The 22,621-nt window shown below is 73.2% G+C and carries 18 protein-coding genes, 2 tRNA genes and 1 pseudogene; 14 read left to right on the forward strand and 7 right to left on the reverse strand.

Features of this window, described 5'->3' with window-relative positions:
• Window positions 1-44: 44 nt before the first annotated feature.
• Entirely contained in the window at window positions 45-1,559 is a 1,515-nt protein-coding gene (locus ACI79I_RS08440; protein WP_456991863.1) for an SDR family oxidoreductase, read from the reverse strand.
• Window positions 1,560-1,692: 133 nt separating this feature from the next.
• On the opposite strand from ACI79I_RS08440, the gene ACI79I_RS08445 reads away from it, so the two are divergent.
• The 11 genes and pseudogenes from ACI79I_RS08445 to ACI79I_RS08495 all read left to right on the forward strand — a co-directional run bounded on the left by ACI79I_RS08445 (window position 1,693) and on the right by ACI79I_RS08495 (window position 11,713).
• Window positions 1,693-3,117, forward strand: coding sequence for an APC family permease (locus tag ACI79I_RS08445; protein ID WP_456991864.1), 1,425 nt, complete (start codon window positions 1,693-1,695; stop codon window positions 3,115-3,117).
• Window positions 3,118-3,433: 316 nt separating this feature from the next.
• The gene (gyrB, locus tag ACI79I_RS08450; protein ID WP_456991865.1) at window positions 3,434-5,470 is read left to right on the forward strand and encodes a DNA topoisomerase (ATP-hydrolyzing) subunit B; all 2,037 of its coding nucleotides are present in this window, start codon (window positions 3,434-3,436) and stop codon (window positions 5,468-5,470) included.
• Window positions 5,471-5,567: 97 nt separating this feature from the next.
• Window positions 5,568-8,036, forward strand: a complete 2,469-nt coding sequence (gene gyrA, locus ACI79I_RS08455) for a DNA gyrase subunit A (protein WP_456991866.1) — start codon at window positions 5,568-5,570, stop codon at window positions 8,034-8,036.
• 171 nt (window positions 8,037-8,207) lie between these two features.
• Window positions 8,208-8,960, forward strand: coding sequence for a DUF3566 domain-containing protein (locus ACI79I_RS08460; RefSeq protein WP_456991867.1), 753 nt, complete (start codon window positions 8,208-8,210; stop codon window positions 8,958-8,960).
• A gap of 60 nt (window positions 8,961-9,020) precedes the next feature.
• Window positions 9,021-9,094: transfer RNA gene (locus tag ACI79I_RS08465), tRNA-Ile, on the forward strand.
• Between the two features lie 100 nt (window positions 9,095-9,194).
• Window positions 9,195-9,335: a DLW-39 family protein gene (locus ACI79I_RS08470; protein WP_456944854.1), complete on the forward strand. Its 141-nt coding sequence runs from the start codon at window positions 9,195-9,197 to the stop codon at window positions 9,333-9,335.
• A gap of 44 nt (window positions 9,336-9,379) precedes the next feature.
• Window positions 9,380-9,452: transfer RNA gene (locus ACI79I_RS08475), tRNA-Ala, on the forward strand.
• Window positions 9,453-9,682: 230 nt separating this feature from the next.
• Complete coding sequence (locus ACI79I_RS08480) at window positions 9,683-10,177, forward strand: DUF1059 domain-containing protein (RefSeq protein WP_456991869.1); 495 nt, start codon at window positions 9,683-9,685, stop codon at window positions 10,175-10,177.
• Window positions 10,178-10,286: 109 nt separating this feature from the next.
• Window positions 10,287-10,820, forward strand: coding sequence for a peptidylprolyl isomerase (locus tag ACI79I_RS08485; RefSeq protein ID WP_456991870.1), 534 nt, complete (start codon window positions 10,287-10,289; stop codon window positions 10,818-10,820).
• Window positions 10,817-10,951, forward strand: a pseudogene (locus ACI79I_RS08490) (hypothetical protein); the annotation flags it as partial. The gene ACI79I_RS08485 and the pseudogene ACI79I_RS08490, both read left to right, overlap by 4 nt.
• A 6-nt stretch (window positions 10,952-10,957) precedes the next feature.
• A complete protein-coding gene (locus ACI79I_RS08495) occupies window positions 10,958-11,713 on the forward strand; it encodes a rhomboid family intramembrane serine protease (protein WP_456991871.1) in 756 nt (251 codons plus the stop codon).
• Here ACI79I_RS08495 and ACI79I_RS08500 read toward each other — a convergent pair.
• On the reverse strand, window positions 11,710-12,117 hold the full coding sequence (locus tag ACI79I_RS08500) for a PH domain-containing protein (RefSeq protein ID WP_456991872.1): 408 nt from the start codon (window positions 12,115-12,117) through the stop codon (window positions 11,710-11,712). The two genes, ACI79I_RS08495 and ACI79I_RS08500, sit on opposite strands and share 4 nt — an antisense overlap.
• A gap of 145 nt (window positions 12,118-12,262) precedes the next feature.
• Here ACI79I_RS08500 and ACI79I_RS08505 point away from each other — a divergent pair, with 145 nt between their 5' ends.
• Window positions 12,263-13,420, forward strand: a complete 1,158-nt coding sequence (locus ACI79I_RS08505) for a thiolase family protein (RefSeq protein ID WP_456991873.1) — start codon at window positions 12,263-12,265, stop codon at window positions 13,418-13,420.
• A gap of 508 nt (window positions 13,421-13,928) precedes the next feature.
• On the opposite strand, the gene crgA is transcribed toward ACI79I_RS08505, so the two are convergent.
• Window positions 13,929-14,201, reverse strand: a complete 273-nt coding sequence (crgA, locus tag ACI79I_RS08510) for a cell division protein CrgA (protein ID WP_456944861.1) — start codon at window positions 14,199-14,201, stop codon at window positions 13,929-13,931.
• A gap of 69 nt (window positions 14,202-14,270) precedes the next feature.
• Here crgA and ACI79I_RS08515 point away from each other — a divergent pair, with 69 nt between their 5' ends.
• Window positions 14,271-15,038, forward strand: coding sequence for a DUF881 domain-containing protein (locus ACI79I_RS08515; RefSeq protein ID WP_456991874.1), 768 nt, complete (start codon window positions 14,271-14,273; stop codon window positions 15,036-15,038).
• 27 nt (window positions 15,039-15,065) lie between these two features.
• Window positions 15,066-15,722, forward strand: coding sequence for an aminodeoxychorismate/anthranilate synthase component II (locus ACI79I_RS08520; RefSeq protein WP_456991875.1), 657 nt, complete (start codon window positions 15,066-15,068; stop codon window positions 15,720-15,722).
• Window positions 15,723-15,778: 56 nt separating this feature from the next.
• Here the strand turns inward: ACI79I_RS08520 and pknB are convergent, their stop codons facing one another.
• The 4 genes from pknB to ACI79I_RS08540 all read right to left on the reverse strand — a co-directional run bounded on the left by pknB (window position 15,779) and on the right by ACI79I_RS08540 (window position 22,599).
• Window positions 15,779-17,701, reverse strand: coding sequence for a Stk1 family PASTA domain-containing Ser/Thr kinase (gene pknB, locus ACI79I_RS08525; protein WP_456991876.1), 1,923 nt, complete (start codon window positions 17,699-17,701; stop codon window positions 15,779-15,781).
• Window positions 17,702-17,834: 133 nt separating this feature from the next.
• Window positions 17,835-19,742 (reverse strand): serine/threonine protein kinase, encoded by a 1,908-nt coding sequence (locus tag ACI79I_RS08530; protein ID WP_456991877.1) that lies wholly within the window; start codon window positions 19,740-19,742, stop codon window positions 17,835-17,837.
• A complete protein-coding gene (locus ACI79I_RS08535) occupies window positions 19,742-21,184 on the reverse strand; it encodes a peptidoglycan D,D-transpeptidase FtsI family protein (protein ID WP_456991878.1) in 1,443 nt (480 codons plus the stop codon). The genes ACI79I_RS08530 and ACI79I_RS08535 overlap by 1 nt, the downstream gene beginning before the upstream one ends.
• Window positions 21,181-22,599, reverse strand: a complete 1,419-nt coding sequence (locus tag ACI79I_RS08540; RefSeq protein ID WP_456991879.1) for an FtsW/RodA/SpoVE family cell cycle protein — start codon at window positions 22,597-22,599, stop codon at window positions 21,181-21,183. The genes ACI79I_RS08535 and ACI79I_RS08540 overlap by 4 nt, the downstream gene beginning before the upstream one ends.
• Window positions 22,600-22,621 lie beyond the last annotated feature (22 nt).

Raw genomic sequence — 22,621 nt, forward strand, 5'->3', positions numbered from 1 at the left:
GCGGGTCCGGCACCGGCAGGGCGGCTCCGGCCGAGGCCGGCAGGTCACGCCGCTCGGGCCCGGTGTTCCCCGGCGGCCGCCGTGCCCTGCTCCGCGGCGCGGCAGATGTTGCGCGCCATCGCCCCGAAGACGAACCCGTGGAAGGGGACCAGCACCCACCAGTAGAGGTGGCCGAACAAGCCGTGCGGCCGGAACGTCGCCTTCTGCCGCAGCCGGGTGCGCCCGCCCTCCTGTTCCACGTGGAACTCCAACCAGGCCAGCCCGGGGACCCGCATCTCGGCGCGCAGCCTCAGCAGCCGGCCCTCCTCGAGTTCCTCCACCCGCCAGAAGTCCAGGGCGTCGCCGACGTAGAGGTCGCGCGGCGAGCGGCGGCCGCGCCGCAGGCCGACCCCGCCGACCGCGCGGTCCAGCCAGCCGCGCACCTCCCAGGCCAGCGGGAAGGAGTACCAGCCGGTGTCCCCGCCGATGCCCTCGACGACCCGCCACAGGTCGGCCGGCGCGGCGTCGGTCGCCCGGGTGCGCTCGTCGACGTAGAGGCTGCCGCCGGCCCAGTCGGGGTCGGTCGGCAGCGGGTCCGACGGCGCCCCGGGCACCGACGCCGACGCCCAGCGGGTGGCGACGGCGGAGTCGCGGGTCCGCTGGATGGCCAGCCGCACGGCGTCGTCGAACCCGAGCAGGCCCTCCGGCGGGTCCGGCAGGTGGCGGGCGATGTCGTGCTCGCCGCAGACGACGGTGTTGCGCAGCGACTCCACCAGCGGCCGGGCGATCCCGGCGGGCACCGGGGTGACCAGCCCGACCCAGTGGCTCGACAGCGACGGGGTGAACAGCGGCACCGGCAGGATCCGGCGCCGCGGCAGGCCGGCCACCACCGCGAAGCGCTGCATCATCTCGGCGTAGTCCATGACGTCGGGCCCGCCGATGTCGAAACAGCGGGAGACGTCGGGCGGCAGCGTCGCGCAGCCGACGAGGTACCGGAGGACGTCGCGGATCGCGATCGGCTGGATGCGGCTGTGCACCCACCGCGGCGTCACCATGACCGGCAGCCGCTCGGTCAGGTACCGGAGCATCTCGAAGGACGCCGACCCGGACCCCAGCACCACGGCCGCCCGCAGGACGACGGTCGGGACGCCGGAGGCCAGCAGGATCTGCGCGACCTCCGCCCGGGAGCGCAGGTGGGGGGAGAGCTCCTCGTCGCGCGGCTCGAGCCCGCCGAGGTAGACCAGTCGCCCGACGTCGGCCTCCCGCACCGCGCGGGCCATCACCCGGGCGGTCCGCCGGTCGGTCTCCTCGAACTCCGGCCCGGTCCCCAGCGCGTGGACCAGGTAGTAGACGACGTCGACCCCGGCGCAGGCGGCCGCGACCGCGTCGGCGTCCCCGGCGTCGGCGCGGGCCACCTCCACCTGGCCGGCCCACGGGTGGTCACGCAGCCGCTCCGGTGAGCGGGTCATCACGCGGACCCGGTGCCCGGCCCGGAGCAGCTCGGGGACCAGCCGGCCCCCGATGTAGCCGGTGGCACCGGTGACGAGACAGGTCTTCGGGGCGGCGGCGGGTTCGGCCATGCCCCAGTGTCCGGCCGCGGCGGGCGGTCCGCTCGGGTCGCGCCCGACCGGCTGCCGGGCCACGATCGGGCACCACAGCCTGGCCAACGGCGGCCGGACACGGGAAGTGACCGGGACAGCTCAGGAGGCAGCCGTGGCGGAGACCAGCACCGTCGTCGACCGGACCGAGGACGGCCAGCCCGCCCTCAAGCGGGTGATGGGTCCGGGCCTGCTCCTGCTCTTCATCGTCGGTGACGTCCTCGGGACCGGGATCTACGCGCTCACCGGTCAGGTCGCCGCCCAGGTGGGCGGGGTGGTCTGGCTGCCGTTCCTGGTCGCCTTCCTCGTCGCGCTCGTGACCGCGTTCAGCTACCTCGAGCTGGTGACCAAGTACCCGCAGGCGGCCGGCGCGGCGCTCTACACGCACAAGGCGTTCGGCGTCCACTTCGTCACGTTCCTGGTCGCCTTCGCGGTGATGAGCTCCGGCATCACCTCGGCGTCCACCGCCGCGCGCGCGTTCAGCGCCAACTTCGCCAGCGTCTTCGGCCTCAGCCTGGGCGAGGGCATCGGCATCACGCTGATCGGCCTGGGCTTCATGACGCTGGTCGCGCTGGTGAACCTGCGCGGGGTGGGGGAGAGCGTCAAGGCCAACGTGCTGCTCACCTGCGTGGAGCTCACCGGCCTGCTGATCGTCATCGGGGTCGGCGTCTGGGCCCTCGGGGGCGGCGAGGGCGACTTCTCCCGGGTCACCGAGTTCGACACCGGGGAGCGGTCGGTGCTCGGCGGGGTCATCGCCGCGACCGGCCTGGCCTTCTTCGCGATGGTCGGCTTCGAGGACTCCGTGAACATGGCCGAGGAGTGCAAGGAGCCGCGCCGGATCTTCCCCAAGGTGCTGCTCGCCGGGTTGTGCCTGACCGGCCTGATCTACGTGCTCGTGTCGATCTCGGCGATCGCGCTGGTGCCGGCCGACCGGCTCAGCGAGGGCGACACCCCGCTGCTGCAGGTGGTGCAGGCGGGGGCGCCCGGCTTCCCGCTCGGGCTGTTCGGCGTCATCACGATGTTCGCCGTCGCCAACTCGGCGCTGATCAACATGCTCATGGCCAGCCGGCTGGTCTACGGCCTGAGCCGGGAGCGGGTGCTGCCCCGGCTGCTGGGCCGGGTCCACCCGCGCCGGCGCACGCCCACCACGGCGATCCTGTTCACCACCGCGCTGGCCTTCGGCCTGATCACCTTCGTCGGCGAGGTGCCGGCCCTCGGTGGCACGACGGCCCTGCTGCTGCTGATCGTCTTCACCGTCGTCAACGTCGCCGTCCTCGTGCTGCGCCGGGACCGGGTCGACGCCGACCACTTCCGCACCCCCACCGTCCTCCCGGTCGTCGGGGCGCTGGCCTGCGGTTTCCTCGCCACGCCCTTCGCGGGGCGGCCTACCGAGCAGTACCGGATCGCCGGCATCCTGCTCGCCATCGGCGTCGTCCTCTGGGCGGTGACGGTCCTCGTCAACCGGCGCACGGGGCAGCGGCCGGCGCCGATGGACCCCGCGCACCTGTCCGGCGAGCGCCCGAGCGGGCCGCACAACTGAGGGCGGACCCCCTGCCCCCCGCCCCTCGCAGGCCGACAGGCCGCGCGACGAGGCAGGTCGCGGGCCCACCGGCGAGCGAGGCCGCCAGGGCCGCGCGGTCGGCGTGTCGACCCGGGGGCCACCATCGGGGGTGGCGGACGAGCCGCGAGTGGCGCAGACACCCCCTCAGGGCGTGGACGGCCGCATTCCTGTCGTAGGACCCGGTATCCTGGAGTGCAGGAACCGCCAGCAACCGGCTGAGTGCCTCTCCACGCCGTCCTGCCCCCCGCCGCTCGCCGGGGAGCCGTGCGCCGGTTGCGCGACAGAAGGGCCCCACGTGGTCGCTCGACCGAAGACTGACAACGCGTACTCCGGCAGCTCCATCACCGTCCTCGAGGGTCTCGAGGCCGTCCGCAAGCGTCCCGGCATGTACATCGGGTCGACCGGTGAGCGGGGTCTGCACCACATGGTGTGGGAGGTCGTCGACAACTCCGTCGACGAGGCCCTCGCCGGTCACTGCGACACCGTCAAGGTCACCCTGCTGGCCGACGGCGGCGTCCGGGTCGAGGACAACGGCCGTGGCATCCCGGTGGACATGCACCCGGTGGAGAAGCGGCCCACCGTCGAGGTGGTCATGACCATCCTCCACGCGGGCGGCAAGTTCGACGGCAAGAGCTACGCGGTCTCCGGCGGTCTGCACGGCGTCGGCGTCACCGTCGTGAACGCGCTGTCCACCGCCCTCGACGTCCGCATCTGGACCCACGGCACCGAGTGGCACCAGCGCTACGACATGGCCAAGCCCGGCCCGCTGGAGAAGGTCGGCCCGACGAAGAAGCGCGGCACCCAGATCACCTTCTGGGCCGACGGCGACATCTTCGAGACGACGACCTACTCGTTCGACACGATCAGCCGCCGGCTGCAGGAGATGGCCTTCCTCAACAAGGGCCTGACCATCGTGCTGCGCGACGAGCGCCCCGGGCAGGGCAAGGCCGAGACCGGCATGGCCGAGGAGGTCACCCTCGCCGAGGCCGCCCCGGAGCCGGGCGCCGAGGCGGAGGCGTTCGAGGCCACGGAGATCACCTACCGGTACGACGGCGGCCTCGAGGACTACGTCAAGCACATCAACGCCAAGAAGACGCCGATCCACCGCTCGATCATCAGCTTCGGCGCCGAGGGCACCGGCAAGAACGACATGCGGATGAGCGTCGAGGTCGCGATGCAGTGGTCCGACGCCTACTCCGAGTCGGTCTACTCGTTCGCCAACACGATCAACACGCACGAGGGCGGCACCCACGAGGAGGGCTTCCGCACGGCGCTCACCTCGATCGTCAACCGGTACGCCGAGGACAAGAAGCTCTTCAAGCCCAAGGACGAGAAGCTCACCGGCGAGGACATCCGCGAGGGCCTGGCCGCGATCGTGTCCGTGAAGATCGGCGACCCTCAGTTCGAGGGCCAGACGAAGACCAAGCTCGGCAACACCGAGGTCAAGGGCTTCGTGCAGCGGGTGTGCAACGAGCAGATCGCCCACTGGTTCGAGGCCAACCCCACCGAGGCCAAGACGATCATCAACAAGGCCTCGTCGGCCGCCCGTGCCCGCCGCGCGGCGCAGGACGCCCGCAAGCTGGCCCGCAAGAACCTGCTGAGCAACAACTCGCTGCCGGGCAAGCTGGCCGACTGCCGGTCCACCGACCCGCGCAACTCCGAGATCTACATCGTCGAGGGCGACTCCGCCGGCGGTTCGGCCAAGTCCGGCCGCGACTCGATGTTCCAGGCGATCCTGCCGATCCGCGGCAAGATCATCAACGTCGAGAAGGCGCGCATCGACCGGGTCCTCAAGAACAACGAGGTCCAGTCGATGATCACCGCGTTCGGCACCGGCATCCACGACGAGTTCGACCTGTCGAAGCTCCGGTACCACAAGATCGTGCTGATGGCCGACGCCGACGTCGACGGCCAGCACATCCGCACGCTGCTGCTGACCCTGCTGTTCCGCTTCATGCGGCCCCTGGTCGAGGCCGGCCACGTCTACCTGGCGCAGCCGCCGCTGTACAAGATCAAGTGGGGCGGCAAGCACGGCGACGAGTACGTCTACTCCGACAAGGAGCGCGACGCCGTCCTGCGGGCCGGCGCGGAGTCGGGCCGCAAGCTGCCCAAGGACGACGCGATCCAGCGCTTCAAGGGCCTCGGCGAGATGAACGCGACCGAGCTGTGGGAGACCACGATGAACCCCGAGTCGCGCATCCTGCTGCAGGTCACCCTCGAGGACGCCGCCACCGCCGACGAGCTGTTCAGCGTGCTGATGGGCGAGGACGTCGAGGCCCGCCGCAGCTTCATCACCCGCAACGCCAAGGACGTCCGCTTCCTCGACGTCTGAGGGAGGGCCCCCTCGCGCCCCACCGCTCGCGGCGGGGCCCTGCGAGGGGGCTCCCCGCGTCTCCGCCACCGCGCAACGAACCACGAGGACCTGAACCGTGACCGAGACCCCTGCCCGCGACCGCGTCGAGCCGGTCGACCTCCAGCAGGAGATGCAGCGCAGCTACATCGACTACGCGATGTCGGTGATCGTCGGCCGCGCCCTGCCCGAGGTCCGTGACGGCCTCAAGCCGGTGCACCGCCGCGTGCTCTACGCCATGTACGACCAGGGCTTCCGCCCCGACCGCGGCTACGTCAAGTGCGCCCGCGTCGTCGGCGAGGTCATGGGTAACTACCACCCGCACGGCGACTCGGCGATCTACGACGCCCTCGTCCGGCTGGCCCAGCCGTGGTCGATGCGCTACCCGCTCATCGACGGCCAGGGCAACTTCGGCTCTCCCGGCAACGACCCGGCCGCCGCCATGCGGTACACCGAGGCCCGGCTGACCCCGCTGGCCATGGAGATGCTGGCCAACATCGACGAGGAGACCGTCGACTTCCAGCCCAACTACGACGGCAAGAACCAGGAGCCCCTGGTCCTGCCCGGGCGCATCCCGAACCTGCTGATCAACGGCTCGGCCGGCATCGCGGTCGGCATGGCCACCAACATGCCGCCGCACAACCTCCGCGAGGTCGCGGCCGCGGTCTTCTGGATGCTGGAGAACCCGGACGCCGAGCCGGAGGAGGCCCTCACCGCCTGCATGCAGCGCATCCCGGGCCCCGACTTCCCGACCGCCGGCCTCATCGTCGGCCGGGATGGCATCGAGGAGGCCTACCGCACCGGCCGCGGCTCGGTGCGGATGCGCGCGGTGGTCACCGTCGAGGAGGACGCGAAGGGCCGCGTCCAGCTCGTCGTCACCGAGCTGCCCTACCAGGTCAACCCGGACAACCTGGCCGAGGCCATCGCCGAGGCGGTCAAGGACGGCCGGCTGCAGGGCATCAGCGAGATCGCCGACGAGTCCTCCGACCGCGTCGGCCGGCGGCTGGTCATCACGCTGCGCCGGGACGCCGTCGCCAAGGTCGTGCTGAACAACCTCTACAAGCACACCCAGCTGCAGACGACCTTCGGCTGCAACATGCTCTCGATCGTCGACGGCGTCCCGCGGACGCTGCGGCTCGACGAGCTCATCCGCCACTACGTGGCCCACCAGATCGAGGTCATCCAGCGGCGGACCCGCTACCGGCTGCGCAAGGCCGAGGAGCGCGCGCACATCCTGCGCGGGCTGGCCAAGGCCCTCGACCACCTCGACGAGGTCATCGCGCTCATCCGCAGCAGCGAGTCGGCCGACGCGGCGCGGACCGGCCTGATGGACCTCCTCGACATCGACGAGATCCAGGCCACCGCGATCCTGGACATGCAGCTGCGCCGGCTGGCCGCCCTCGAGCGGCAGCGGATCCTCGACGAGCTCGCCGAGCTCGAGGCCCGGATCGCCGACCTGCAGGCGATCCTCGACTCGCCCGAGCGGCAGCGGCAGATCATCCACGACGAGCTCGCCGAGATCGTGGAGAAGTACGGCGACGACCGGCGCACGAAGTTCGTGGCCAACGACGGTGACGTCTCCATGGAGGACCTCATCGCCGAGGAGGAGGTCGTCGTCACCATCACCCGCACCGGCTACGCCAAGCGGACCAAGAGCGACCTGTACCGGTCGCAGCGGCGCGGTGGCAAGGGCGTCATGGGTGCGGCGCTCAAGCAGGACGACATCGTCGACCACTTCTTCGTGGGCTCCACCCACGACTGGATCCTGTTCTTCACCAACAAGGGCCGGGTGTACCGGGCCAAGGCCTACGAGCTGCCCGAGGCCAACCGCACCGCCCGCGGCGCGCACGTGGCCAACATCCTGGCCTTCCAGCCCGACGAGCGGATCGCCCAGGTCATGCAGATCAAGGACTACGGCGTCGCCCCGTACCTGGTCCTGGCCACGGCCAACGGGCAGGTCAAGAAGACCCGGCTCACCGACTTCGACTCCCCGCGCAGCGGCGGCGTCATCGCGATCAACCTGCGCGAGAGCGACGAGCTGGTCGGCGCCGCGCTGATCGACCCGGAGCAGGACCTGCTGCTGGTCACCCGCAAGGCGATGTCGATCCGCTTCAAGGCCGACGACGCCACGCTGCGGCCGATGGGACGCGCCACCGAGGGCGTGCGCGGCATCTCGCTGTCCGACGACGACTCGCTGCTGTCGATGATCGTCGTCGAGGAGGGCGTCGACGTCCTGGTGGCCACCGAGCGCGGCTTCGCCAAGCGGACGGGCATCGAGAACTACCCGGCCCAGGGCCGCGGCGGCAAGGGCGTGCTCACCGCCGACCCCAAGGCCCGCAAGGGCAACCTGGTCGGCGCGCTGGCCGTGCGGCTCGGCGACGAGCTGTACGCGATCACCTCCGGCGGGGGCGTCATCCGGACGCCGGTCAACGGTGTCCGGCACAACAAGGACCGCGCCACCATGGGTGTCAAGCTCATGAACTTGCCCGAAGACGTCTCGATCGTGGCGATCGCGCGTACGACGGACAACGACGAGCCCGCCGCCTAGTCTGAGAGCGACGTCGGAGGAGACGCGGCACCCGGGCTCCCGGGCACGGGTGCCGCGTCCCGTCCGGTGCCACCACCACAGATCTGACCGGCGCCCGGGCGCCCCCGGCCGCGTGCCGGGTCACCCGGGTACGAGGGAGCGGCGCGGGCCGCTGGGGAACGGGAGACTCGCATGAGCGACCGGACGCAGGGTTCGGTGCGCACCGGGTCCCGGCCCGGGGACACCTCCTCGGCCACGGGGACGGCGACCGGTCGGCAGACCGACGCGACGGCGCCGGTCACGGCGACGCAGGCCATCCCCGACACGGGCACCCAGCGGGCACAGTCGGCCGCGACGGACGACGGGACGGCGCCGGTCGCAGCGGGTCCGGTGACCGGTGGCGCGGGCTCCTCGGCGGTGACCTCCGCGCCGGCCGAGACCACCGCGCTCGCCCCCGCCCCGGACAGCAGCCCGGGGGCGAGCGCGGCCGGCCAGGCCGCGGCTGCCCCGGCTGCGGCTGCCCCGGCTGCGGCTGCCCCGGCTGCGGCCAAGGGGAGCGGCAAGCAGAAGGCCGCCCGCGGTCCGCGGCGCGCCCGCCTGCAGCTGCGGCACATCGACACCTGGTCGGCACTGAAGATCTCGCTGGTGCTGTCCATCGCGATGTTCTTCATCTGGATGGTGGCCGTCGGCGTCCTCTACGGCGTCCTGTCCGGCCTGGGCGTCTTCGAGACCCTCAACGACCTCTTCGGCCAGCTCGGCACCGCCTCCGGTGGCGAGGGCGGCAGCGAGGTCATCACCCCGGGCATCGTCTTCGGTGGGGCCGCGGTCATCGGTGCGATCAACATCGTCCTGATGACGGCGCTGTGCACCGTGGCGGCGTTCATCTACAACATGTGCTCGGACCTGGTGGGCGGCCTCGAGGTCACCCTCTCCGAGCGGGACTGAACGAGGGGGCACCCCCCTCCGATCACCTCGGGCGGGCCAGGTACGCTGTTCGAGGTTCACGGGCCTGTAGCTCAGGCGGTTAGAGCGCATCCCTGATAAGGATGAGGCCGGAGGTTCAAGTCCTCCCAGGCCCACCGTGTGCCGGCGCCCCGGGCGCCGTCGGACCACCCCGTCCGGGGCTGGTCGGCCCCCTCCGTCCCGGAGGCGGGAACCCCCCTCGAGGAGGTACGCCGCGTGCTGAAGAAGCTGGCAGTGGCCGCCGCGGCGGCCGGGGCGCTCGCCCTGGTCCGCAAGCGGTCGGCCGGCAGGGCCGAGGCCGACCTGTGGGCCGAGGCCACGCGCGGGTCCCAGTCGGTGAGCACGCCGACCCGCTGACCCGCCGGGGTCCCCGCCCGGACACCGCTGGCGCGAGCCAGCCGGGGGACGTAGCTCAATTGGCAGAGCACCGCCTTTGCAAGGCGGGGGTTAGGGGTTCGATTCCCCTCGTCTCCACCCCTCCCTGACCGATCCCGCCGCGCGGCCGTCCCCGGCGCCGCGGGCGCGCGCAGACTGTCCCCGTGCCGGGAGCCGGCGGGCGCCTGGCCGGGCCGCACCGGGCCTGAGGGGCCCGCCTCCCCTCCAGGGACCTCCGTCCCTGGACGCGTGCTCCCCCCGGGGCCACTGTCGGCCCCGCCGCTGGCCCACCGGCCGGGCGGGCCAGGGCTCGCTGACGAGGAGGAGCCATGGCACGGAAGACCATGGACTGCCGGACCATGCCCAGTGACCGCAACTGCACCGTCCAGATCTCCGGCGAGGAGGACGAGGTCCTCGAGATCGCCGCCGCCCACGCGGTCAGCGCGCACGGGCACACCGATGGACCGGAGCTGCGCGAGGGGCTCAGGTCGGCCCTGCGGGACGAGGAGGCCCTCCAGGCCGAGCGGGGCTCGTTCCTCCAGCTGATCGAGTTCCACGCCCGCGACCTCGACGGGTTCCGCCGGATCGCCGAGCAGTGGCGGGAGCGCATGGGGCGGGAGACGACGGCCCGGTGGGGCGTGGTCGCCGCCGACCGCGACCGCCCGGACACCTACGTCGAGATCGTGTCCTTCCCCGACCACGCCGCGGCGATGCGGAACTCCGAGCACCCGGTGACCACCGACTTCGCCAAGCGGATGCAGGAGGTCACCGAGGGGGAGGCGTCCTTCCGCAACCTCGACGTCGCCGAGGTGCTGCGCATGTAGGAGGACTCCCTCGACCCCCGCCACTGGCCGGCTCACGGCGGGACCCTGCAGGGGGCTGGGTCCGCTCCCCGTGCCTCGCGGGGAGCGGACCAGTGGGAGAGTGGACGGCGTGACCGAAGCGACTCCCGCACGCCGTGCCGTGCTGCACACCAACCACGGCGACATCACCGTCGACCTGTTCCCCGACCACGCGCCCAAGACGGTCGCGAACTTCGCCGACCTGGCGGAGGGCCGCCGGGAGTGGACCCACCCGCAGACCCGCCAGAAGAGCACCGACCGCCTCTACGACGGCACGGTCTTCCACCGGATCATCGACGGGTTCATGATCCAGGGCGGCGACCCGCTCGGGCAGGGCATCGGCGGCCCCGGCTACCAGTTCGGCGACGAGATCCACCCTGAGCTGGCCTTCACCAAGCCCTACCTGCTCGCCATGGCCAACGCCGGCCCCGGCACCAACGGCTCGCAGTTCTTCATCACCGTCGCCCCCACCACCTGGCTGACCGGCAAGCACACGATCTTCGGCGAGGTGGCCGACCAGGCCAGCCGCGACGTCGTCGACCGCATCTCCAAGGTGCCCACCGCCCGCGGTGACCGGCCGGTGGAGGACGTCGTCCTGCAGTCGGTCGAGGTGCAGCGCAGCTGACCACCGGCCCCGACGACGGGGGCGCCGGCCCCGGCCAACCGCAGCCGGCGCCCCCGACGACCACCTGCTACCGGCACCCGGACCGGCCCACCCGCATCTCCTGCACGCGCTGCGGCCGGCCCATCTGCCCGGAGTGCATGACCCCCGCCTCGGTGGGCTTCCAGTGCCCCGAGTGCGTCCGCGAGGGCAACGCCACCGTGCGCCGTCCCCGGCAGGCGCCGCTGCTGCGCCGGGCCGGCCGCCGGTTCGGCGTGGTCACCGTGACCCTCGTCGTGCTCAACGTGGCGATGTTCGTGGTCACCGCCGTCTCGGCCGGGCTGGCGGGGGCCAACCCGCTGGACAACCAGCTCTCGCCGCTGTTCGTCCGGCTGGCGCAGATCCCGGTGCTCGTCGAGCTCGGGGAGGACTGGCGGCTGGTCACCGCCGCGTTCCTGCACATCGGCGTGACGCACCTGGTGCTCAACATGCTGGCGCTGCTCCTCTTCGGCTCCGAGGTCGAGCGCCAGCTGGGGCGGTGGCGCTACCTGGCCGTCTACCTCGTCTCCCTGCTGGGCGGCGCGGTCGCCCTGCAGCTGTTCGGCGAACCCGGACGCCCGGTCGCCGGCGCGTCCGCGGCCATCTACGGCCTGCTCGGGGGCCTGGCGGTGCTGATGATCGCCCGCCGGGAGGACCTCCGCGGCCTGCTCGCCCTGCTGGCGATCAACGTGGTGATCAGCTTCCTGCCCGGCGTCTCGCTGCTCGGGCACCTGGGCGGGCTCGTGGCCGGCTTCGTCGCCACCGGCGTGGTCGTGCTGGCCCGCCGCCGCACCGAGCTGCAGGTGCTGGGCCTCATGCTGTTGGCTGCCGTCCTCGTCGTGGTCGCGCTGACCGTGCCGACCCTCGTCGTCCTCTAGCCGGGCGCGAGGGCCTGCAGCGCCCGGGCGACGTCCTCGGGGTCGGTGCCCAGGTCGCGGCGGCCGAGCAGCACCAGCACCCCGTCGTCGTCCGTTCCGGACGCCGTGTCCAGCTCGAGCATCCGGGACCGGACGCCGAGCCGCCTGGTCTCCCGCACCCGGACCCGCAGCCCGGTCCACGGCAACCGCACCGAGCCGGTCAGCGTCCGGACGGCGACCCCCGCGGCCCCGGCCGAGAGCCGGGGCCGCAGCAGCAGGTCCCGCGCGGCCAGGGCGAGCAGCAGCAGCGCGGCGCCGCCCACCAGGACCCGGCCCGCGGCGTCCAGCAGGACGGCGACCAGGCCCAGGACGACGCCCCCGACGGCGAGTGCGGCCGTCTGTCCCCGTCGCGCCGACCACTCCACGCCCCCAGCGTCGCAGGAGGAGGACCCCGCCCACCTCACGCCTCGCACGCTCGGCGCGAGCCTCCGGACGGGGCCAGGGGACGGTAGGTGGACGTCCTACCATCTCCGCAGGGCGTGACCCCGCCCACGTCGACGAGGAGGACCCATGCGAGATGCCGTCATCTGCGCCGCCGTGCGCACGCCGGTGGGCAAGCGCGGCGGGGGGCTGTCGGGCGTGCACCCCGTCGACCTCTCCGCCCACGTGCTCGAGGCCCTGGTGGACCGCGCCGGGCTCGACCCGGCCGCGGTGGACGACGTCTTCTGGGGCTGCGTGAGCCAGGTCGGCGAGCAGACCTACAACGTCGCCCGCAGCGCCGTGCTGGCCGCCGGCTGGCCCGAGACGGTGCCCGGCACGACCATCGACCGCCAGTGCGGCTCCTCGCAGCAGGCGGTCGCCTTCGCGGCGGCGACGGTGCTCAGCGGTCAGGCCGACGTCGTGGTCGCCGGCGGGGTCGAGTCGATGAGCCGGGTGCCGATGGGCTCCTCGGTCGGCGACGGCTCGACCGGCCGCCCGCTCGGGCCACGGTTCATGGAGCGCTACGGCGTCGCCCCGAACCAGGGCATCGGCGCCGAGATGATCGCCGAGCGGTGGGGTCTGTCCCGCACCCAGCTCGACGAGTACTCGCTGTCCTCCCACGAGAAGGCGGCCAAGGCACAGGCCGACGGTGCCTTCGACGAGGAGATCGTCCCCGTGCCCACCCCCGACGGCACGCAGGCCCGCGCCGACGAGGGCGTGCGCCCCGGGGGCACGCTGGACAAGCTGGCCTCGCTCAAGACCCCGTTCAAGGCCGACGGCGTCATCAGCGCCGGCAACGCCAGCCAGATCTCCGACGGGTCGGCCGCGCTGCTGGTGACCACCTCCGAGAAGGCCCGGGAGCTCGGGCTGCGTCCGCTGGTGCGCATCCACACCACGGTGATGGCCGGTGACGACCCGGTGATCATGCTGACCGCGCCGATCCCGGCGACGCAGAAGGTGCTGCAGCGGTCGGGGCTGTCCATCGACGACATCGGCGCCTTCGAGGTCAACGAGGCGTTCGCGCCGGTGCCCCTGGCCTGGCAGGCCGAGACCGGGGCGCCGCTCGACCGGCTCAACCCCCGGGGTGGCGCCATCGCGCTCGGCCACCCGCTGGGAGCGTCCGGAGCCCGCATCATGACCACGCTCGTCCACACCATGCTGAGCACGGGGACCCGCTACGGGCTGCAGACCATGTGCGAGGGCGGTGGCATGGCCAACGCGACGATCCTGGAGCTGATCGACGGCTGAGGCCGACCGAGTCCTCCACAGTCCCCAGCCCGACGGCCCCCGGTCCCCTGCGGACCGGGGGCCGTCGGCGTCCTGGGGACGGATGTCGGAGATCGGGGATCTGCCGTGGTCAGATCGCGTGTCACCGCTGCCGGCCGGGGGTAGGGACGCGGCGAGGCCACCGCCCGAGGGCTGCCGCCATGTCGACTCGTCCACAGCTGTGTGCACAGCTGGGGATGGAGTCACAGAGGTGTAGTTACTGCCGTGCCCTTCGCGTCACACCCGTACCACGTGGAGCAGAACCGCAGGTCACCAGCCTGCGGTCGAACACCCGTTCTCCACACACGGTGGACAACTCTGGGGGTATCGCGCTTTGTCGACCTGTGGACAAGCCCTGTCGACTGTGCACAGCGGCGCCTGTGGACAACACGGTGGGTACACGGCCCGTCACAAGCGACGAGGCCCTCGTCCCGGGTGGGACGAGGGCCTCGTGACGTGTGGTGGACCGCTCCGGGGAGGCGGTCCTCGCTCAGCGCCAGCGCATCGACATGACCAGGCCGGCGACCATGAGGCCGAACCCGATCGCGAAGTTCCACGCCCCCAGCGACACCATGAACGGGATCAGTTCGCCGGCCACGTAGTAGACGACGATCCACACCAGGCCGAGCACCATGAGGGTGACCATGACGGGGGCGTACCAGCGCGGGCTGGGCTGCACGGCACGGGCGCTCGCCGTCCCGGACTGCAGGGTGCCCTGCGGCGGCGTGTAGACCGACTTCTTGCGCACCTTGGACTTGGGCACCGTGCGAACTCCCTCCGGGGCCGGATCGTCGCGGCCGGCCGTGACCGCCTCCCAGCCTAAGCTGCCACCGTGGCCGCAGCCCGCACCCTGACCCTTGGGGGTAGCCGCCGCCCGTCGGGCTGGGCGGTCCTGGTGCCCGTGGTGGCGCTGGCGGCCGGCCTGCTGTTCGCCACGTCGAGCCAGACGGCCCAGGGCACCGACCTGCGCGGCGGGGAGGTCACCCAGCTCTCCGCCCTCATCGCCGCGCGCGGGGACGCCCTGCGCGAGCTGGAGCAGGAGCTGGCCGCGGTGCGCGCCCAGGCGCAGGCGCTGACCGAGGAGGCCGCGTCCCGGGACGGCGCGGTGGCCGCCGCCCAGGACCAGAGCGCCGGCGGCGAGCTGTCCGCCGGGCTGGTGGGCCTCACCGGCCGCGGCGTGGAGATCACCCTGGACGACGCCCCCCGGCGCCCGGACGGCGCGCTGCCGATCGGGGCCCGCCCCGATGACGTGGTCATCCACCAGTCCGACGTCCAGGCGGTGGTCAACGCGGTCTGGGCCGCCGGTGCCGACGCGGTCGCCATCATGGACCAGCGACTCATCGCGACCAGCGCCGTCCGGTGCGTGGGCAACGTCCTGCTGCTCCAGGGGCGCACCTACTCGCCGCCGTTCGTGGTGACCGCCGTCGGGGACGCCGCGGCCATCCGCGCCGCCCTGGCCGCCTCTCCGCAGGTCGCAGTGTTCCAGCAGGCGGTGGAGGACTTCGGCCTCGGCTTCGCCGTCCGCGAGCGCGCCTCGGTGACGCTGCCCGCCTACGAGGGCCCCCTCGACATGGAGTACGCCACAGCGGCGGAGGGCTGACCGCCTCGTGTCGTGTACACAAGAGGCGTGAGCCGGCCCGTCCTCGTCGTCGACAACTTCGACAGCTTCGTCTACAACCTGGTCCAGTACCTGGGCCAGCTGGGCGTGCGGTGCATCGTCCGCCGCAACGACGCCGTCGCGGTCGACGAGCTGGCCGACCTCGACGTCGCCGGGGTGCTGCTCTCCCCGGGGCCGGGGACACCGGCCGGCGCCGGGGTGACGGTGCCGATGGTGCGGGCCGCCGCCGAGGCCGGGACGCCGGTGTTCGGGGTGTGCCTCGGGCACCAGGCCATCGCCGAGGCCTTCGGCGCGGAGGTCGTCCGGGCGCCGGAGCTGCTGCACGGGAAGACCAGCCAGGTCGTGCACGACGGCGTCGGCGTGCTCGCCGGGCTGCCGTCGCCGTTCACCGCGACCCGCTACCACTCCCTCGCGGTCGACCGGGACACCGTGCCCGAGGAGCTCGAGGTCACCGGGACGACGCCGTCGGGCATCGTCATGGCGCTGCGGCACCGGGAGCTGCCCATCGAGGGGGTGCAGTTCCACCCGGAGTCCGTGCTCACCGAGGGCGGGCACCGGATGCTGGCCAGCTGGCTGCAGACCTGCGGCATGGCCCCCGACCCGGCCGTGGTCGAGGCCGCGACCGCGGCCGCCCACCGGCTCACCACGGTCGCCACACCGGCCTGAGCGCCCCCAGACGCACAGAGGGCCCCTCCCGCGCCGGGAGGGGCCCTCTCTGTGCGTCAGTCCTGCTGTGTCGGGGCCGTCGTGGTGGTGGGCGTCGGCTCGTCCGGCGCCTCACCGACGGTGAGTGTGATCGGCTCGTCGGCCGCGGCCGAGGTGCCCTCGTCGGGGTCGACCGCGAGCACCACGCCGACGTCCCCGGGGTCGGAGGCCTCCGTCGTCTCGACCGTGATGGTCCCGGTGAACCCGGCCTGCTGGAGCGCGGCCCGCGCCTGCGCCTCGCGCTGGCCGACCACGTCGGGCACCTCGATCTCCGCGGGCCCGCTGGACACCTGCAGGGTGATCCCGTCCCCCGCGGCCGCCTGGGTGCCCGCGGCGGGGTCCATGGCGACGACGGTGCCCTCGGGCTGGTCGGAGTCGACCTCCTCGGGGGTGACGTTGGTGAAGCCCGCGTCCCGGAGCGCCTGCGTGGCCGCCTGCTGCTGCTGGCCCACCACGTCGGGCAGCGGGGTGTCCCCGTCGGAGACCGACAGGGTCACCGCGGTGCTCGGGTCGACCGCGCTGCCCTCGCTGGGCGACACGTCGACGACGGTGCCCTCGGCCTGCAGCGAGTCGACCTCGTCGGTGCTGACCCGCTGGAAGCCGGCGTTCTCGAGGGTGGTCTGGGCCCGGTCGGCGTCCAGCCCGATGACGGCCGGCACCTCGATGGTGTCCACGCCGCCGCCGATGACCAGTCGCACCTCCGAGTCCGGGGGGACCTGCGCGCCGCCGGCCGGGTCGGAGCTGATGACCTGCCCCTCCTGCTCCTCGGAGCTGGGGGCGGTGGTGACGGCTCCGACGCGCAGGCCGGCGGCCTGGAGCGCCTGGGTGGCCGCGGCCTCGTCCTGGCCGACCACGTTGGGGACCGCCACCTGGGCGACGGGGGGCGGCTCCTCGTCGCCCCCGGAGTTCAGCAGCACCGCCAGGGCGATCACGCCGCCGATGACCAGCACCGCTGCGGCGACTGCGGCGATGACGCGGTTGCGCTTGCGCTTCCGGGCGGCGTCGTCCTCGTCGGCCCAGTCCTCGCCGTCGTAGCCGACCGGCCCGCCGATGATCGCCGTCTTCTCGGCGTCGTTCATGACCGGCGTGGCCTCGACCCGCTGCCCGGCCAGCGCCCGGAGGAGGTCGTTGCGCATGTCGGCGGCCGACTGGTAGCGGTTGGCCGGGTTCTTGCTCATCGCCTTGAGCAGGATCGCGTCGAGCTCCGGCGGGATGGCCGGGTTGATCGACGAGGGCAGCCGCGGGTCCTCGCGCACGTGCTGGTAGGCCACCGAGACCGGCGAGTCACCGGTGAACGGCGGCGCCCCGGTCACGAGTTCGTAGAGCAGGCAGCCCAGCGAGTAGACGTCGGAGCGGGCGTCGACGCCCTCGCCCCGCGCCTGCTCGGGGGAGAGGTACTGCGCGGTGCCGATGACCGCGGCGGTCGAGGTCATCGTCGCGGCGGAGTCCGAGACCGCCCGCGCGATGCCGAAGTCCATGACCTTGACCGAGCCCTGCGGCGTGATCATCACGTTCCCGGGCTTCACGTCGCGGTGGACGATGCCGTTGCGGTGGCTGAAGTCCAGGGCGCCGCAGATGTCGGCGGCCAGGCTCATCGCCCGCTCCGGGGAGAGCACTCCCTCCCGCCGGAGGACGTCGCGCAGCGTCTGGCCCTCGACGTACTCCATGACGATGTAGGGGGTCGCGCCGCTGGCGGTGCGGTCCTCGCCGGTGTCGTACACGGCGACGATCGCCGGGTGGTTCAGCGACGCCGCGGCCTGCGCCTCGCGCCGGAAGCGGACCTGGAAGGAGGGGTCCCGGGCCAGGTCGCTGCGCAGGACCTTGACCGCCACCTCGCGACCCAGCCGCAGGTCCCGGCCCCGGTGCACCTCGGCCATGCCGCCGCGACCGAGCACCCCGCCGATCTCGTAGCGCTCGCCGAGCACCTGCGGCGTGGTCATCAGGGGTCCTCTCGGGCGGTGCGGTCCTGCGTCCAGGGGGGAGGGGGGCACGGGGGAACGCTGTGGACGGGTGGGCCGCCGGGGAGCCTAACCGCTCCGGCGGCCCGGACCCGGGCGGCGCGGGGGAGGCCGATCACGCCGCCGGGTCCTGCGCAGCCGCGGCGTTCTGGCCCTCGGCGACGGGGGGCTCGGCGGCCGGCGGCAGCGTGTCCACCGGTGCCGGGTTCGCGGGCAGGGTCGGCTCGGTGTCCTCGTCGGTGCCGCCGTCGTTGCCCGGGTCCTGGTTGCCGTCGTTGCCGCCGCCGTTGTTGCCGCCGCCGTCGCCCTCGTCCCCGGTGTCGTTGCCGGTGTCGCCGCCGCCCGGCTGCTCGCCGTCGTCCGCCGGCGGGGGCGTCGTCGTCCGCCGGGTGGTGGTGGCCGGCGCGTCGGGGTCCTCGTCGTCCTGGGTGCGCGGCGCCGTGGTGGTGGCCGGGGCCTCGGAGGTCTCCGGTGCCTGGGAGGGCTCCTCCTCGCCGCTGTCGGGGGAGGAGTCCGCCGGGGCGTAGAACAGGGTCACCGTGGCGCCCTGACCCACCGGCCCGCCGGCCGGGTCGGTGGTGACGACGTCCCCGCGGGACAGGCTGGTGCCGGCCGCCTCCAGCTGGGCGGCGCTCGCCGGCTCCTGCCGGACCACCAGCCCGAGGCCGAGGGCCTCGAGCTCGGCCTGGACGTCGTGGGCCGGCCGGCCGACGAGCTGCGCCGGGTCGATCGTGAACGTCCCGGCGGACGTCGTCACCGGAGCCGCCGACGTGGTCGTGGCGCCGGCCGTCCCCGAGCCCGGGTCGTCCTCGCCGCCCGACAGCAGGAACCAGGTGACCCCGGCCAGCACCACGAGCAGGACCAGGCCCGCGACCAGCCAGGCCGGGCGGTTGCGGCGGCCCGGCTGCTTCTCGGCGTGGCGTCCGCCGGCGTAGCGGTCGGCCCAGTCCTCGTCGTCCTCCGGCGGACGGCGCAGCGGCGGCATGGTGCCCGCTGCCGTGCCCGGTCCGCCCGTCCCGCCGGCCGACGCGGCGCCCAGGACCTCGGTGCGGTCCTCGCCGGGGTCGGAGACGACGGCGGTGCGGTCGTCGCCAGGGTCGGAGACGACCTCGGTCCGGTCGGTCGCCGGGGCGCCCGGGGCGGCGTACACCCCGTTGCCGGTGGCGGTCCCGCTGCCGGTGGCCAGCCCGTTGCTCGCGGCCACGGAGCGGACGGCGGCGGCGAACGCAGCGCCGTCGGGGAAGCGGTCGGCGGGGTCCTTGGCCAGCGCGCGCTCGATGAGCAGCCGCACCGGGGCCGGGATGTTCGCGGGCAGCGGCGGCGGCGGCCGGTTGATGTGCGCCAGCGCCACGGCGACCTGCGAGGTGCCGTCGAAGGGGCGGCCACCGGTCAGGCACTCGTAGCCCACGACGCCCAGGGAGTAGACGTCGGAGGCGGCCGTGACGTCGAAGCCCTGCGCCTGCTCGGGGGAGAGGTACTGAGCGGTGCCGACGACCATGCCGGTGCGGGTCAGCGGCGTGGCGTCACGCGCGCGGGCGATGCCGAAGTCGGTCAGCTTCACCACGCCGTCCGGGCGGACGATGAGGTTGCCCGGCTTGATGTCGCGGTGGACGACGCCGGCCTTGTGCGCGGCCGAGAGCCCGTCGGCGGCCTGGCCCAGGACGTGCAGGGTCCAGTCGACCGGGAGCTTGCCCTCCTCGTGGAGGATCGTGACCAGCGGCTTGCCCTCGACCAGCTCCATGACCAGGAAGGCCAGCTGGGCGCCGCGCTCGTCCTGCGTCTCCCCGTAGTCGTAGACCGAGGCGATGTTGGGGTGGCTCAGCGCCGCGGTGTGCCGCGCCTCGTTGCGGAACCGCGCGACGAAGCTGGGATCGCCGGTGAACTCGCTGCGCAGGACCTTGGCGGCGACGACGCGGTCGAGCACGCGGTCCCGGGCGCGCCAGACCTCGCCCATGCCGCCGGTGGCGATCGGGGCGGTGATCTCGTAGCGGCCGGCGAGCACCGTGCCGGTGGAGAGAGCCATCAGCCGCCCTGTCCCTCGAGGTGTGCCTGCATGACCCGGCGGGCGATGGGTGCGGACACGTCCCCACCCGTACCCCCGCCGTTGGCGACGAAGACCGCGACCGCGATCTGCGGGTCGTCGGCGGGTGCGAACCCGATGAACCAGTTGTGGTCGGGCCCGGCGTTCTCCGCCGTCCCGGTCTTGCCGGCCACCTGGACGCCGGAGATGCGGGCGGCCCGGCCCGAGCCGTTGGTGACGACGCTCTCCATCATCTCGGTCAGCTGGTCGGCCACCTCGGGGGTGACCGGCTCGCTCAGCTCCTCCGGGTCGGTCTGGTCGAGGACGGACAGGTCGGGGGCGCGCAGCTGGTCGACCAGGTAGGGCGTCATGAGCGTGCCGTCGTTGGCGACCGCTGCGGCGATCATCGCCGCCTGCAGCGGGGTCACCACCACGCTCTGCTGGCCGATGGAGCTCACACCGAGCTGCGCGTCGTTCTCCGGGTCGCCCATGGTGCTGGGCTCCACCGTGAGGGGGATCTCGCGCCGCTCGCCGTCCATCCCGAACGCCTCGGCCATCTCCCGGACGCGGTCCTCGCCGAGGTCGATGCCGAGCTGGGCGAAGGCGGTGTTGCAGGAGATGGTGAGCGCGTCGATCAGCGGCTGCTCGCCGGTGCTGCTGCAGCGGGAACCGCCGAAGTTCTCCAGCTCGGTGGAGGTGCCGGGCAGGGTCAGCGTGTCCGGCGCCGGGATCACCGTGTCGGGGGTGTACTCCCCGGTGGACAGCGCGGCCGCCGAGACGATCACCTTGAACACCGATCCCGGCGGGTAGTTGTCGCTGATGGCCCGGTTGAGCCGGGGGTCGCGGTCGGCCTCGTTGAGCTGCGCCCAGTAGTCCCGGATGGCCTGCGGGTCGTGGCTGGAGAGCAGGTTCGGGTCGTAGGTGGGCGTGCTCGCCATGCCCAGCACCGCGCCGGTCGACGGGTCGAGCGCGACCACCGCACCCGTCACGCCCTCCAGTCCGGCCATGGCGGCCTCCTGGACGGCCGGGTCCAGCGTGAGGACGACGTCACCCCCGCTGGGGTCGCGGCCGGTGAACAGGTCGGCGATCCGCCGGGCGAACAGCCGGCCGTCGGAGCCGGCGAGGATCTCGTTCTCGGCCCGCTCGACCTGCGAGTTGCCGTACACCAGCGAGTAGTAGCCGGTCACCGGCGCGTACAGCGGGCCCTGCGGGTACTGCCGCAGGTAGGTGAGCCGGTCGTCGGTGGCGACGGAGTTGGCGATCTCGGTCCCGGCCACGACGATCGAGCCCCGCTCCCGGTCGTACTCCTCGGTGAGGACCCGCGTGTTGCCGGTGTCGTTGCGCAGCTCGTCGGAGCGCACCACCTGGATGTAGTTGACGTTGACGATGAGCAGCGTGAACAGGACGAGCACGCTGATCGCCACGCGGCGCAGGGGGGCGTTCACGGTGTCACGACCTCGGTCGGGGCGTCGCCCAGCGCCGGCTTGGGCGGACCGGCCGGGGCGGCCGGGCGGCGGGCGGCGTCACTGATCCGCACCAGGACGGCGACCAGCACGAAGTTGGCCACCAGCGAGGACCCGCCGTAGGCGACGAACGGGGTGGTCAGGCCGGTCAGCGGCAGCAGCCCGGTGACCCCGCCCAGCACGACGAACACCTGCCAGGCGATGGCGAAGGACAGGCCCGCGGCGAGCAGCTTGCCGAACGCGTCGCGGACGATCAGCGACGTCCGCAGTCCGCGCTCGACCAGGATCAGGTAGACGACGATCAGCGCGACCAGGCCGAAGAGACCCAGCTCCTCGCCGAGGGCCGCGGCGATGAAGTCGCTCTTGGCGACCGGCACCTGGTCGGGGCGGCCGCCGCCGAGGCCGGCGCCGAACAGCCCGCCGGTGCCCAGCCCGAACAGCGACTGGACCAGCTGGTAGCCGCCCTCGTCGCGGTAGGCGAAGGGGTCCAGCCAGGTGTCGACGCGGACCCGGACGTGCCCGAACAGCTGGTAGGCCAGGAACGCGCCGGCGGCGAACAGTCCGACGCCGATGAGCAGCCAGCTGGCCCGCTCGGTGGCGACGTAGAGCATCACCACGAAGATGCCGAACAGCAGCAGGGAGCTGCCCAGGTCGCGCTCGAAGACCAGCACGAGGATCGACATCGCCCAGGCGACCAGCACCGGGCCGAGGTCGCGGGCGCGCGGCACCTCCAGGCCCATCACCCGGCGGCTGGCCAGCGCGAGGACGTCGCGCTTGTCGACGAGGTAGGCGGCGAAGAAGACGACCAGGCAGATCTTGGCGAACTCGCCGGGCTGGATGCTGAAGCCCGCGACCCGGATCCAGATCTTGGCGCCGTACACCTCGGAGATCGACGCGGGCAGCACCGCCGGGAGGGCCAGCAGCACGAGGCCGACGAGGGCCAGGGTGTAGGCGAACCGGGAGAGCAGCCGGTGGTCCCGCAGCACCATGACCACGGCCACGAACAGCGCCACACCCAGCGTCGCCCAGATCAGCTGGACCGGTGCGTCCTCCCGGGTGGCGGTGGCGTCGACCTGCTCGCCGGCGAGGTCGAGCCGGTGGATCATGGTCAGCCCGAGCCCGGTCAGCAGCGCCACGGCCGGCAGCAGCAGCGGGTCGGCGTAGGGGGCGAACCTCCGGACGACGACGTGCACCACCGCCCACAGCGCGGTGAACCAGCCGCCGAAGGTGACCAGCTCGGGGCGCAGCGACCCGGTGATGGTCAGGTCGACGATGCACTGCGCGGCCAGCGTGATGAGCACGGCGAAGCCGAGCATCGCCAGCTCCGTGTTGCGCCGCGTGGGCGTGCCCACGCCCGGCGCGACCGCGCGGGGGTCGGTGGAGGGGGCCGCGGTCACGCCACCACCCCGTTCCCTCGTC

It is taken from the genome of Geodermatophilus sp. SYSU D01105 (genome assembly GCF_054050095.1).